At 59.6% G+C, this 12,774-nt stretch carries 16 protein-coding genes; 9 read left to right on the top strand and 7 right to left on the bottom strand.

The window, feature by feature from the left end; translation table 11 throughout:
* The first annotated feature begins 67 nt into the window (after positions 1 to 67).
* A protein-coding gene (locus BM341_RS17725) for an IS3 family transposase (protein ID WP_089792638.1) occupies positions 68 to 1,230 on the top strand; the annotation gives its coding sequence in 2 pieces (ribosomal slippage) (positions 68 to 323 and positions 323 to 1,230; 1,164 coding nt in all).
* Between the two features lie 22 nt (positions 1,231 to 1,252).
* On the top strand, positions 1,253 to 2,095 hold the full coding sequence (locus tag BM341_RS17730) for a nitrilase-related carbon-nitrogen hydrolase (RefSeq protein ID WP_089797460.1): 843 nt from the start codon (positions 1,253 to 1,255) through the stop codon (positions 2,093 to 2,095).
* A 13-nt stretch (positions 2,096 to 2,108) separates the two neighbouring features.
* On the opposite strand, the gene BM341_RS17735 is transcribed toward BM341_RS17730, so the two are convergent.
* The 4 genes from BM341_RS17735 to BM341_RS17750 form a co-directional block, all read right to left on the bottom strand.
* Complete coding sequence (locus BM341_RS17735) at positions 2,109 to 2,333, bottom strand: BrnA antitoxin family protein (RefSeq protein WP_217646257.1); 225 nt, start codon at positions 2,331 to 2,333, stop codon at positions 2,109 to 2,111.
* The gene (locus tag BM341_RS17740; protein ID WP_089797462.1) at positions 2,311 to 2,604 is read right to left on the bottom strand and encodes a BrnT family toxin; all 294 of its coding nucleotides are present in this window, start codon (positions 2,602 to 2,604) and stop codon (positions 2,311 to 2,313) included. The genes BM341_RS17735 and BM341_RS17740 overlap by 23 nt, the downstream gene beginning before the upstream one ends.
* A gap of 148 nt (positions 2,605 to 2,752) precedes the next feature.
* Positions 2,753 to 4,036 (bottom strand): M24 family metallopeptidase, encoded by a 1,284-nt coding sequence (locus BM341_RS17745; protein WP_089797464.1) that lies wholly within the window; start codon positions 4,034 to 4,036, stop codon positions 2,753 to 2,755.
* Positions 4,037 to 4,049: 13 nt separating this feature from the next.
* Entirely contained in the window at positions 4,050 to 4,973 is a 924-nt protein-coding gene (locus BM341_RS17750) for a HalD/BesD family halogenase (RefSeq protein ID WP_245784325.1), read from the bottom strand.
* Between the two features lie 111 nt (positions 4,974 to 5,084).
* Here BM341_RS17750 and BM341_RS17755 point away from each other — a divergent pair, with 111 nt between their 5' ends.
* From BM341_RS17755 to BM341_RS17765, 4 genes are read left to right on the top strand one after another with little or no spacing between them, the layout of a single operon-like run.
* On the top strand, positions 5,085 to 5,960 hold the full coding sequence (locus tag BM341_RS17755; protein ID WP_089797465.1) for a LysR substrate-binding domain-containing protein: 876 nt from the start codon (positions 5,085 to 5,087) through the stop codon (positions 5,958 to 5,960).
* Positions 5,961 to 5,997: 37 nt separating this feature from the next.
* Positions 5,998 to 6,174, top strand: a complete 177-nt coding sequence (locus BM341_RS19405) for a hypothetical protein (RefSeq protein ID WP_217646258.1) — start codon at positions 5,998 to 6,000, stop codon at positions 6,172 to 6,174.
* Positions 6,158 to 6,421 carry an MBL fold metallo-hydrolase gene (locus BM341_RS19410; protein WP_217646259.1) on the top strand — a complete coding sequence of 88 codons (264 nt, stop codon included), beginning with the start codon at positions 6,158 to 6,160 and terminating at the stop codon, positions 6,419 to 6,421. Before BM341_RS19405 ends, BM341_RS19410 begins: the two co-directional genes overlap by 17 nt.
* Complete coding sequence (locus tag BM341_RS17765) at positions 6,418 to 6,774, top strand: type II toxin-antitoxin system HicB family antitoxin (RefSeq protein ID WP_089797467.1); 357 nt, start codon at positions 6,418 to 6,420, stop codon at positions 6,772 to 6,774. The genes BM341_RS19410 and BM341_RS17765 overlap by 4 nt, the downstream gene beginning before the upstream one ends.
* Before the next feature lie 95 nt (positions 6,775 to 6,869).
* Here BM341_RS17765 and BM341_RS17770 read toward each other — a convergent pair whose 3' ends face one another.
* Together BM341_RS17770 and BM341_RS17775 are read right to left on the bottom strand one after the other, a co-directional pair.
* The gene (locus tag BM341_RS17770; RefSeq protein ID WP_089797469.1) at positions 6,870 to 7,253 is read right to left on the bottom strand and encodes a diguanylate cyclase domain-containing protein; all 384 of its coding nucleotides are present in this window, start codon (positions 7,251 to 7,253) and stop codon (positions 6,870 to 6,872) included.
* A gap of 96 nt (positions 7,254 to 7,349) precedes the next feature.
* A complete protein-coding gene (locus BM341_RS17775; protein ID WP_089797471.1) occupies positions 7,350 to 8,321 on the bottom strand; it encodes a GlxA family transcriptional regulator in 972 nt (323 codons plus the stop codon).
* Positions 8,322 to 8,496: 175 nt separating this feature from the next.
* Here BM341_RS17775 and BM341_RS17780 point away from each other — a divergent pair, with 175 nt between their 5' ends.
* Both BM341_RS17780 and BM341_RS17785 read left to right on the top strand, forming a co-directional pair.
* Positions 8,497 to 8,922, top strand: a complete 426-nt coding sequence (locus BM341_RS17780) for a GFA family protein (RefSeq protein ID WP_089797473.1) — start codon at positions 8,497 to 8,499, stop codon at positions 8,920 to 8,922.
* Between the two features lie 110 nt (positions 8,923 to 9,032).
* On the top strand, positions 9,033 to 9,926 hold the full coding sequence (locus BM341_RS17785) for a DMT family transporter (protein ID WP_089797475.1): 894 nt from the start codon (positions 9,033 to 9,035) through the stop codon (positions 9,924 to 9,926).
* Positions 9,927 to 9,961: 35 nt separating this feature from the next.
* Here BM341_RS17785 and BM341_RS17790 read toward each other — a convergent pair whose 3' ends face one another.
* Positions 9,962 to 11,476, bottom strand: coding sequence for an FAD-dependent oxidoreductase (locus BM341_RS17790; RefSeq protein WP_089797477.1), 1,515 nt, complete (start codon positions 11,474 to 11,476; stop codon positions 9,962 to 9,964).
* Between the two features lie 449 nt (positions 11,477 to 11,925).
* Here BM341_RS17790 and BM341_RS17795 point away from each other — a divergent pair, with 449 nt between their 5' ends.
* Entirely contained in the window at positions 11,926 to 12,417 is a 492-nt protein-coding gene (locus BM341_RS17795; RefSeq protein WP_089797479.1) for a YciE/YciF ferroxidase family protein, read from the top strand.
* The last annotated feature ends 357 nt before the right edge of the window (positions 12,418 to 12,774 follow it).

The following is a 12,774-nucleotide window of genomic DNA, read 5'->3' on the forward strand; positions in this document are numbered from 1 at the left end:
TGTAGTGGTCCAATGAAACCGGACACCAACGTAGGTGGTAACATTGCCACCGTTCACGAGGTGTCTGATGACCAGGAAACGACGATCTTTTACACCGGAGTTCAAGCAGGAAGCGGCCTGTCTGGTGCTTGACCAAGGCTACTCTGTTGCCGAAGCCAGCCGTTCTTTGAATGTCGGCGAAAACGCCCTCAGGCGATGGGTGAAGCAGCTCTCTGAAGAGCGTGGCGGGGTGACTCCCCAGTCCAAAGCGCTGACGCCGGAGCAGCAGCGGATCCAGGAATTGGAAGCCCGTTGTGAGCGCCTGGAACGGGAAAAATCGATCCTAAAAAAGGCTACCGCTCTCTTGATGTCGGACGAGATGAATCGTACGCGCTGATAGACCAGTTAAGTGAGCAGGAGCCGGTTGAGATGGTCTGTAAAGCGTTTGAGGTATCCCGGTCCAGCTATTACGACTATCGCCGCAGACGGTCCGTAGTGGATGCCGAAAGAGTCGTGCTGCGAGCCGATGTGAGCCGGATATTCCGCAAGAGCCGAAGCTCAGCGGGCAGCCGGATGATCACCAGCATGCTCAATGACGAAGGTGTCAAAATCGGACGCTTCAAGGTCCGTCGACTGATGAGTGAGCTGGGGCTGATCTGCAAACAGCCAGGGCCACACGCTTACAAGCAGGCCACCGTGGAGAGGCCAGACATTCCTAATCGGTTGAACCGTGAGTTCAGCGTCAGTCGCCCAGACCAGGCGTGGTGCGGCGATATCACATATGTGTGGGCCGGCCAGCGCTGGAGCTATCTGGCGGTCGTTCTGGATCTTTACGCCCGTCGTATTGTGGGTTGGGCATTATCGGACCGACCTGATGCCGAGTTGGTGGTAAAGGCACTGGTTCATGCTTACGAGCAACGAGGCAAGCCGACCGGGGTTCTCTTCCACACTGACCAAGGCAGTCAGTACGCCAGTCGATTGTTCCGTCAGAGGCTCTGGCGTTATCGCATGGAGCAAAGCATGAGTCGCCGGGGAAACTGCTGGGACAATGCCCCGATGGAGCGAGTCTTCCGAAGCTTGAAAAGCGAATGGATCCCTTCACTCGGTTACCGCTCAATTCCTGATGCACGAAAGGATATTGGCGACTACCTGATGGACTACTACAACAGGCAACGTCCTCATACCTTCAATGACGGCATGCCACCCGTGGTCGCTGAAGAAAAACTTAAAATACTGTCCGGGATTAGTTGACCACTACAAGGGGAGTTTTCCCATGCATTACCAGGATACGCTGCGCGTTGGCGCCGCTCAGATCAACGCCTCTTTAGGCGACATCAACCTCAACTTGGAACGCCACCTTGAGGTGATTGCCGAGGCCCGGGAGCGTCAGCTGGCGTTGCTGGTGTTTCCTGAGCTCTCGCTGACCGGCTATGGGCTTGGCAGCGACGTGATGCAAGCGGCGATGCCTATTGAAGATCCGCGCCTCGCCCGGCTGGCCCGGGCCGCCGGCGAGATGCAGACGATAGTGGGCTTTGTCGAGGAGGCGAGTCCCGGCGAGTACTACAACGCCTTGGCTATCCTCCAGGACGGTGAGATCGTCGCGGTGCATCGCAAGCTCAACCTGCCGACCTACGGCGGGCTTGAAGAAGGCAAATGGTTCACCCACGGCAATGCGCTGACGCAGACCACCGTGCGCCCCGGCTGGTCGGCCACGCAGCTGATCTGCGCCGATCTTTGGAATCCTGCGCTGGTGCATGCCGCCCTGCTGCCCCGCCCCACCGTGCTCTGCGCGCCGATCAATTCGGCCAGCGGCATCGTCAGCGAGGCGTTTTCCAACGAGCAGAACTGGGCGCTCAATGTACGCTTCTACGCCATGACCTACGGCACCCCGGTGATCATGGCCAACCGCTACGGCAGCGAGGGCGAGAGCTACTTCTGGGGCGGCTCGCGCATCCTGGGGCCGCGCGGAGAAGCGCTGGCCGAGGCCGAGGACTGCGAGATGCTGATTACTGCCGAGCTGTCACGCACCGCCATCGCCAAGGCGCGCTTCGAGCTGCCGACCCTGCGCGACGCCGACACCCCGCTGATTCGCGAGCTGATGGCGGGGTATCGTTAGCTGGGCTACTTGTTCACTTCCACTCAATCTTGAGATCTTTATGCGATTGGGCACAGTCTCTGAGGTAGAGGTTTATGAGGCTCTGGTAAGGTAGGTCTTTTTCATCGGCAAGCTTCTTGAAATACTCAATAGTATCTTCATCGAGCCTTATCGTGACCTGCTTTTTGAGCTTTTTTGCATAGGGGTTCTTGACCGAATCAGAAAAATCATAATGATCACGCATGCCTGTACCCTTCATAAATCTTTCGTTCACGCTTGTCGGCTTTACGCGCAGAGATGATGCGTATGGTCTCGCCACTTCTAGCACAATGGCACACAACCAACAGGCGAGAGTGAATACTCGTACCAAGGAGTATGAACCAGTCCTCCTCGTCAGAATGATCCGGATCCGCGATTAAGCGAGCGTACTCGTCCGTAAAGGCGGTTTTTGCTTCGTGGAATGAAACGCCATGCTTCTTCTGGTTAGAAGCATCTTTCTGTGGATTCCATTCGAAGCTCAGGCGGCTCATAACTACAGTGTAATTATATTGTAGTTAATGCCAATATTGGCATGGCCAAAATGCACTCTAAAGGATCGTGATGAAGGGCCCTGAGGCTGACCGTGCCCCTCCCAGAGCCAGAGAGGCGTAGTCGTTTTCCTTCAACATACCGCTGGCCTCAGAACTCGCGGCCGAGCAGCGCCTCGCTGAAAGGGTAGCGGCTAAGCTTTGCAATTCCAGTCTCGGTGACCAGGACCTCCTCCTCGAGCTTGACGCCGTCGGCGCCACCGACTTCGCCGATATAGCTTTCCACCGAGACCACCATGCCGGGCTCCAACTCACCATCCTTGGAGAAGCGGTCGAAGTCCATGTGATGGGCGACCAGCGGCGTTTCGCCGTGCATGCCGACCCCGTGGATGATCGAGGGGTAGCGGCGATCGAGGAAGCGCTCGGGGATCTTCCAGGCGCGTTCGGCGATCTCGCGGTAACTGATCCCCGGCTTGAGGATCGCCATGTTGTGATGCACCTGTTCATAGGCCATCCGATACAGGCTCTGCTGGTAGCCGGTCGGCTTGCCCGGCCCGACGTGGAAGGTGCGCGAAAAGTCGGAATAGTAGCCATGACAGCCGATGGTGTCGGTATCCAGCGCGACCAGTTCGCCGGGGCGAATCACCCGATCGCTGGCCTCGTTGAACCAGGGATTGGTGCGCGGGCCGGATGACAGCAGCCGGGTTTCGATGAACTCGCCGCCCTGCTTGATGACGTTGCCGTACATGATCGCGAACAGGTCGTTCTCGGTGAGTCCCGGCTTGATCGCCGCTTCCACTTCCGCCACGGCCGCTTCGCTGCCGGCCATAGATTGCGCCAGGCAGGCGACCTCTTCCGGGGTCTTGATGCGACGACAATGCAGGGTGTCCTGCATGCAGTCGAACACGTCCAGGCCCTGGGCCTCGAGCGAGCGCGCCAGGTTCAAGGTGCAGCGGTCGAGCCCGACCTTGCGGTTTCCTTGGCCGTGGGCATTGACCAGTTCGGCGATCTCGATGCCGAAGGGGTCGGACGACAGGTTGTCGCGCTGATTGACGGCGGACCACACCACTTTTGAGGTGCGTGCCTCGTCGATCGTCTCGAGCCAGGTCGATATATGGGCACTGCCCGGATACTCAAAGAGGATGATCGGACCGTCCAGCGGTACATAAATGTAGCGCGTGGAATTGCGCAGGAAGTAGCCGAACATGTTGCGCGAGCCGGTGGCGTAGCGCTGGTTGTTCGGGTCGAAGAGCACTACTGCCGCATAGCCTTGCTCGGCCATCATGTGGCGCAGCCGCGCCAGGCGTCCGGCGCGCAACTGCTTGGGGTCGAAGGCCGTGGGAATGCTGTCGCCATTGCCCATCGGGGCGGAGGGCACCACGGGAATGCTGTCCGGCTCACGGTCGGATAGCTGCTCGAATTCTACTTGGTTCATTGAGAGTTTCGCCTTAATCCTGGAGGTTGTCGCTGCGCTGCATGCCGTCCTTGAGCAGCTGCTCGTGGATCGGTGCCATGCGCCCGAAGATGCGCTTGGCCCGCTCGGGACGACCGATGAAACCGGGCTCCTTGGCGTAGGCGAAGATCACCGTATGGCGCTCGCGGTCGCCCTCGACGGGCGTGACGCGGTGAAGCGAATAGCGACCGAAGAAGATCTGAAGATCGCCTGGTTGCAGATCCAGCGACTTGAGCGACGAACGATCGCCATCGAGCACTCGTTCGACCGCGTCGAAGTTCTCGCCTTCGGGGCTGCGAATGCCCGGCGAGTATTCGAAACGCCCGCCACCCTTGGCCTGCTTGGTCATCATGGTGACGATGAACTCGTTGGTGTCGTAGTGCCAGGGATGCTGGCAGCCCTCACGCAGCACGTTGATCACCAGGCCCGCCAAGGGATCGGCGTATTCGTGGATTTCTTCCATGCCCACCACGGTGGCGATGAAGCGCTGGAATTCGGGGCTTTCATAGATCTGGCGGATGATGGTGCTGTCGTCGATGCGATCACCCGCAACGAAGCCGTTGGTGCGATCGCCGAAGCGATTCTTGGGATGGGTGGGCGGCAGCGCGTCATCGCCATCGGAATTGTAGGGGTTGGTCTCGTTCTGGTTGTAGTGTGCTTCGGGCGACAAGCGCACGGTTTCACGCTCCAGGCGCGCCAGCGCCGCTTCCGGCACGAAGCGCTTGAGCACGATACAGCCATCGGCCGCCAACTGGCGGCGGCACTCGTCCACCAGCTCGCGGCCCTGATCTCCTTGCAGTGAGGTAATCGGGTAGCGCTCGAGATCGATAAGCCCTTCCAGCGCCTTTGCCTGACCGTCAGTACGCGTGGTTGCGGAGCTTCCACCTGGTAGAGAAGATCCTTCAGCTTGGAGAGACATGAAGTCGACACCTGAACAGAAAAAATTCATAACCAAGCACAGCGTAGTCCGGGTTGATTGATCATAAAAATGAATGGTTGATATGCAAACCATTTCGATAAATCATAGGTTATGGATACCGAACTTCTACGCGCCTTCGTTGCGGTGGCCGAGTGCGAGGGTTTCAGCGCGGCAGGAAAGATCGTCAACCGCACTCAATCCGCCATCAGCCTGCAGATCAAGCGGCTGGAAGACCGCATGGGTGAGTCGCTGTTCAAGCGCACCAGTCGCAGCGTGCTGCTGACCCCGGCAGGTGGCCGGCTGCTGCCCTACGCACGCCAGATCCTGAAGCTTCAGGACGAGGCCCAGCGCCTGCTCGGCGCCGAGCGGCAGGGCGAACTCATACGCTTAGGAATATCCGAGGAGCAGGCCACGGCCTACCTGCCCGAGCTGTTGCCGCGCATGGCCGAGTTGTTTCCCGAGGTCCGCATTCAGGTCACTTGCGACATCAGCAGCACGCTGGTCCGGCGCTTTCAGGAAGGGCTGCTGGACGCGGTGCTCGCCGTGCGTCACGCGCCCACCCAGACAGGACAGCTTCTCGGCCGTGAGCCCATGGTATGGATCGCAGCCGATGACACGCGGCTCGATCAATGGGATAGCCTGCCGCTGGCGCTCAATCCCGAGGGCTGCATCTTTCGCGCCCACGCCTTTGCCGCCTTGGGTCGCACGAATCGGCAATGGGAAGTCTGCTATACCAGCCCCTCGCCCACCGCCATCAATATCGCCGTGCAGGCGGGGCTGGCCCTGACCGTGAAGACACCGCGCAGCGTGCCGGTGGGTTGCCGGATCGTGGGCGCGGAGGAAGGTCTGCCGGCGCTCGAATACGTCGAGATCGAACTGCATCGAAGCCCAGGCCAGATGAGTGAAGCCTTTTCCACCTTCTGCGACACCCTGACCGAGATCGTGATGCATGGGAATTCGCTAAAAAGCGTTGATTTGGGGGTGTGAGCATCTTTACCCCATTAGCAGCAGAGGAGACCGGCCCATGTTGATTCGCGCCCGACCCGACGAGTGGTACACCACGGAAAACGTAGGTGACGGGATCACCCACATCGGCGAGCCGTTCATCCAGACGTTCTATCGTTGCAACGTCTGGCATATCAGGGGCCGGGAGCGCGACATGCTGGTCGACAGCGGCATGGGGGGTGGTATCACTGCGTGAGTGGGTGCCGATCGTCACCGAGCGGGAGCTGGTTGCCGTGGCGAGCCACACGCATTTCGATTATATCGGCTGCCACCATGAGTTCGACCACCGCGTGGTGCACCGCGCCGAGGCGGACATTCTCGCCCACCCCGGGCGGCGTGAGACGCTGACTGATCCCTACGGTGGGCATTTCCCTAGTTACGACGGTCAGCGCCATCACACGATCATCCGCCAGTGGCTGGACGAGAGAGGAATCAGACCATGACCAACGTGATCAAGTATCAGGGCTATACAGCCCGCATCGAGTTCGACGCAGAAGATGAAGTGTTCGTCGGCCATGTGCTCGGGATCACCGATCGGATCAGCTTCCACGGCGCGAGCGTCGCCGAGTTGACCGACGCTTTCCATATGGCCGTCGATCACTATCTGGATGACTGCCACGCCACCGGCCGCGAACCGCTCAAGCCGGCATCCGGCCGCGTGCTGCTGCGCATCCCTCCCGAGGTGCATGCCGCTGCCAGCATCGCCGCGCAGGCGTCCGGCAAGAGCCTGAACCAGTGGGCCGCCGACGCCATCGCCCGTGCGGCCGGCAAACCCGGTTCGCACCCCGACCATTGATGGAAGGCCTCGATCTGGGCCAACGAAGGTGAACGCGGAAATCGTCCGTTAGGAAACCTCCTCCTCATCACCAAACGAGCAGCGCGGCCTCGTGGCTACGCAGATAGTCCGCACATTCCGTGGCAGGGAAGGGCCTGGCATAGAGATACCCCTGCCCCCTGTGACAGGCCAAAGAACGAAAGTCGAAGGGCCACCTCACTCAGCACACCATCGCCCAAGGCGTGCCCGAAGACGTCGTTCACGTTCTTGAAACGGTCGAGATCCATAAAGAGAAGTGCGAGAGGCTTGCCCGAACGTTTCGCCTGCACAATGGCGACTTCCAGGCGGTCGGTAAACAGGGCTCGGTTTGGCAGGCCGGTCAGGATGTCATACTGCGCCATGTAGGTGAGTCGCTGGTTGGCCACGCGCGCGCCAGGTTTGGCAAGAAGAACCAGGGCGCGCGTTTCGCGAAAGTGGGCGAAGCCGAAATCGCGGGACATGATGACGTCGTTGACGCACTCGAGTTCGCGCCCGAGATCGGCATCGGTGTGCCACCAGGAGGCCAGCTTGGCGACGTCGGCCCGTGTCGGGCAGGGTCAGCCGGCAGGCTGGCGGCGTGCTTCGCGAGGGGACAGGCCGTAGCGAGCTCTGAAGGCGCGCGAGAAACTGGAAGCGGATGCAAAGCCGCACGCGAGCCCTACCGACAGCACCTCCCTGTCAGACTCGAGGAGCAGATGCCAGGCACGCTCGAGTCGCAAGTTCAGGTACCACTCGCGGGGAGAAGTCTCGAGATGCTGCTCGAAGAGTCGCTGAAGCTGCCTCGGGGAGACACCGCTGCGACGCGCTACCTCACTCAGGGGTAGCACCAGCTCCTGATGTCGCTCCATCAGGGAGATGGCCTCCACTAGACGGCGGTTGTGGATGCCCAGCCGCCTGGCCAGCGACATGCGCTGCTGATCGTTACGGGTGCGAGTCCGCTCGTGAATCAGCTGCTCCGAGACATCGACAGCCAATCGCGATCCGTGGCGACGCGCGATCACTTCGAGGGCCATGTCCATGGCCGCCGCACCCCCCGCACAGGAAAAACGCCGCTCACCAAGCTCGAAGAGCTCATCGGACGTCTCGATACCCGGGAAGCGTTCCTGAAAGGCCGGCAGACTTTCCCAGTGCAGGGTAACTCGCTCGCCTTCGAGCAACCCCGCCTCGGCCAGCAGAAAGCCGCCCGTGTCGAGACCACCCAGCACACAGTTAGCCTGATCCAGGCGATGCAGCCAGGCCATCAGGTGGCGGCTCAAGGTCTGCTCGGGCCCGAAACCACTACACACCGCCAGCGACGGCAGCTGGTGTATTTCTCCGATGGCGCAATCGGCCAGCAGTGTCATGCCGTTGGAGGCGGTGACGGGCTCGCCGTCCTCGCTGATCAACGTCCAGTCGAACAGCGGTCGCGCGGCGATTCGATTGGCGATCCGCAGCGGCTCGACCGCCGAGAAGAACGCCATCATCGAGAATCGCGGCAGCAACAGAAACCCCACGGTTTCGGGCAAGAGCCCTTGATAGTCCAGGCGCAATAACCGGCTCCTTGGTATCGATGGTCCGAGGATAACAGCAAGCGCTGCTGACACAGCATTCGAGCACCCCTCCTCCGATGCCGGCAATCACGCCATCCTCGACCTAGACTGAAGGGCGTCGAGGGAGGCGACCACGTTGCCCCTTTCCTGGAACATGCCGATAGGGAGGTCCCATATGGACGACTTGATGACGGCCAGCGGCCACTGCCTTTGCGGTGCCGTGCGTGTGAGCATAAGGGTGAACCGACAGAATGTGGCAGCCTGTCACTGCCGGATGTGTCGCACCTGGGGCGGCGGCCCGCTTCTGGCGCTCGAGACGGTCAGCGAGGCGCAGATCGAGGGCGAGGAGAACGTTACCTTTTACACCTCGTCGGATATCGCCGAGCGCGGATTTTGCCGGCGCTGTGGCACCCATCTCTTCTACCGGCTAAAGGCGGACGGGCAGTATGCCATTCCGGCCGGTCTTGTCGACGGCGGCGAGGCCTGGACCTTCGATACCCAGGTCTTCATCGACGAGAAGCCATCCTGGTATGCCTTCGCCAACTCGACCCGCGACCTGACCGGGCGAGACGTGATCGAGGCCTACACCAAAGGGAATTGATGAGCCGTCATGAGTCGAGCGCGAGGCCATGGTGGTCTATGGCGCGGCGGTGCTTAGCGCCAGCTCATTAGCCTGCTAGTATTAAATTCCCTTCTTTTCTCCAGGACCCCATGGCGACCTCACCGACTCCCGCATTGCCCCTGCCAGCCGACCGCCCCCTATTGGGCATTGCCTTCATGCTCGCCGCGGGGCTGCTGTTCACCCTGCTCGATACCGGCGTGAAGTGGCTCACCCAGAGCTATTCTCCCGTTCAGATCGTATGGGCGCGCTACACCGGCCACATGCTGGTGCTGGGGGCCTACCTGCTGATGCTTGGCTGGCCGCGCTGCCGAGCGATCATGACCTCCGTCGAATCGCTGCCGGGTCAGTTCCTGCGCGGCCTGCTGCTGTTAGGCGCCAGTACCTTCGCGTTTCTCGCCTTTCGCGAGCTGCCACTGCTGCAGGTCTACGTGATCAACTTCAGCACGCCGCTGCTGGTCACCCTGTTGGCGATCCCGCTGCTCAAGGAGCGCGTTACCCTGGCTCGCGGCCTGGCCGTTGCCACCGGTTTCGTCGGCGTCATCATTGCCATCGGCCCCGTGGACTGGCGAGCCCAGCCCGCGGCCCTGCTGCCCTTTGGCATGGCTTTCTGTTTCTCGCTCTATCAGCTGGCCACGCGACGCTTCGGCCGCAATGACCATCCCCTGGCCTCGCTGTTCTACGCGGGCCTGGCCGGGGCCCTGGCAAGCTCGATTATCGTGCCATTCTTCTGGTCGCCGATCGCCATGGGCGATATTCCCCTGTTCCTGGTGGTGGGGACCCTGGGGGCGGCCAGCCAGTTGGGGTTGATCATGGCCATGCGCTGCGCGCCCGCCTCCCTGGTATCGCCCTTCCTCTACCTGCAGATCGTCTGGGCCACTATCTCCGGTTATCTGGTGTTCGGCGATGTGCCGCTGATCGAGACCTATCTGGGTGCCGTGCTGATCGTCGGGGCGGGGATCTACCTGGCGACCCGGCGCGGGTAAGACCAGTCCGGCAGATACCCCCGCTTTGAAGCCCTCTAATGAGGCTGCTCACGACGCGCCAAGGGGTGATAGGCTGGCCCTTCGATGACCTCACCCTGGATATCGAAGCGGCTCCCATGGCACGGGCAATCCCAACTCGTTTCGGCACCGTTCCAGTGCACTAGGCATTTCATGTGCGGACACACCGCTGAAAGCACGGAAAGCTCGCCGTCATGGCTCATGTAGATAGCGAGCTTTTCGCCCTTTAGCGTCATGACCTTGCCTTGGCCTGGCGAAACGTCTGCCAGTTCCTTGAGATTGCGTGTGCCCAGGTAATCCTTGGCGAGGTGCTTGGTCACCGAGGCATTCTCTCTCGCCCAGTTCATGGCCGACTTGCCGGGCGTGAAACGCCGTGAATCGAAGCGGCTGGAATCGAAATGCGTGCGCCAGGGGCTGTCTCGCCGCGTGACCAGGTCGGCGATGATCATCCCGGCCAGCGACCCCCAGGTCAGGCCATCGGCGGCAAAACCGGTCGCCAGGTAGGCGTTATCCTTGCCGTGCATCCGGCCTATGTAGGGCAAGCCATCGGCGGGGCTGTATTGCTGGTTTGACCAGCGGTAAGCGATGCTCTCGACATCGAAGTGCTCGCTGATATAGGCGTGAAGGCGCTCGAAATACGCAGCGTCGGCCTGTCCCTCACCCGTCTTGTGTTGCTCGCCAATCACTACCAGGTAATGTTCGTCCCCGTGCCGGTAGCTGCGAAGCGAATGAAACGGGTCATGCACGAAGAAAATGCCTTCGGGATAGGCACCGCTGTTCAATTTAACGCCGATGCCGTATTCACGGGAGGGCAACAGGCTAGCATGCAGGAGATTGATCCCCTTGGGCGTATGCGTGGCATGAATGATGTGGTGCGCGGTAACGGTTGCCTTGTCGGTCACGACAACCCCCTGTGGATACTTCACTTCGCGAACCGGGCTTCCTTCAAAGATCCTCACGCTCTGTTGGCTGACTGCGCGGGCCAGCCCCTGGACATAGCGTAAGGGGTTGAATTGAGCTTGCCCCTCGATTTTGAGCCCATGCGTCATCTGGAACGGCAGCATGGCGTCTTCCGCCGACTTGACCTCGAGTCCGGCGCAGCGCATGGCCTCACGCTCCGCATCGAGCGTCTCGAGGATCTGCTTATCCTCGGCTTTGGCGATATGGTACAAAACGCGGCGATGGAACTGGCAATCAATACCGAAGCGCTCCACCAAGGCCTCGATATGGTCGATGGCCAGGGCGCGGGCGTTGACCACGTCGCGGATGGTCGCGTCGTCCCACGTCTTGCGCAACGGCGCCAACCCCCTCGCCACGGTGCTGTAGAGATTCCCTGTCGAACCTCCCGTGCCCCCTTGCCCGACGGCCAGCGCCTCAAGTACCACCACGTCCATTCCGGCGTCCGCCAGTTGCAGCGCCGTGGTAATCCCGGTGATGCCCGCGCCGATCACCACCGCGTCGGCGCTGATATCCTCATTCAAGGTCGGGTAGTGGTGTTGATCAGTACCGCCGATTCCCCAGATGGCTTCCATGCTAATGCTTCCTTGCAAAAGGTTGACGATCTGTAGACAGGTGTCGCGTGTCGGAGCGAGCCATTACTTATATACGGCTTTTTTTACTTACCCCGCTCAACTTTCCCTGCCCAACGTTCCCTGTTCAACTTTCCACCAGCATGGCACAAAGCAACAATAGCGGCAGGCTTTCTGTACCGCTTGTATAAATTATTTAATCAATATTTAGACAACTAAAATTTCCCAGGAAAGACAACCACATGGGGAGCAGTGGCTGAAGGGGCCCATGATCAAGCCGTCTTTTAAACAAGAAAAGCTTTTTTAAACTTTATTTATACGTATTACCGACTTTGTCGCGCTAGAAGACATCAGATACAAAACGTAACGCATTGTCACCATGAGACCTTCAGGACATTGCTACGTTATAGAAGCCAACATGGAACGATGTATCACGCGTAAAGGAGCCACGCATGAAGATCGAGAATCCTAACGACCTGTTCATTCGCCTGCTCTCGGAAGCCAATAGCGCAGAGAAGCAACTGACGCGTGCACTGCCCAAGATGGCTCGTGCGGCTGATGACGAATCGCTCGTGGAGGCATTCAAGGAGCACCTTGAGGAAACCCGCGGACAGGTTGAGCGAATCGAGCAGGTAGTGGAATCAGATGACAGTATTCGCACCAAGCGCCTCAAGAACTACGCCATGGAAAGCCTGATTGAGGAAGCCCAGGAGCTGATCGACGGCTCCGAGAAAGGGCCGGTGCGCGATGCCGCTCTGATTGGAGCTGCCCAGAAGGTCGAGCATGTGGAGATCGCCACCTACGGCACTCTGGCCACGCTCGCCGAACAGCTCGGATACCAGAAGGCCAAGGAGCTTCTCGCCGAAACCCTCCAGGAAGAGAAAGCTGCCGATGAGAAACTGACCAAGCTGGCCAAGAACGATGTAAACCGCAAGGCCGGATAGTTAAACTTTCCTTCCCTTATTTCTTACCTTACTTAAAAGCAGGCCAGACACGCTGGCCTGCTTTTTCATGCCGGTTTTTCATGCTGATGATGCTGACCTTGGCCAGTGAGGCTTGTCTAAAGATTAGACTTTATTAGTTATGATAACTATTACAAATATGTCTTAAATTAAAAAGAAAGCCCAACCTTCACAGGTTGGGCTTTTACCTTTTCATCCTTGTTCGCTTATCGCGCACATCCTGTCCGCGCATCCCTGTATGTATCGAGCGGTCCATGCTCGGTCTTCCTAGTTGAGCCCTCCATGGCTCTATAGATTTAGCTTACGGCTATTCAGCGAGAAAAACATTAATGCACATTA

Source organism: Halomonas korlensis (genome assembly GCF_900116705.1).
In the GTDB taxonomy this organism is placed as follows: Bacteria; Pseudomonadota; Gammaproteobacteria; order Pseudomonadales; family Halomonadaceae; genus Halomonas; species Halomonas korlensis.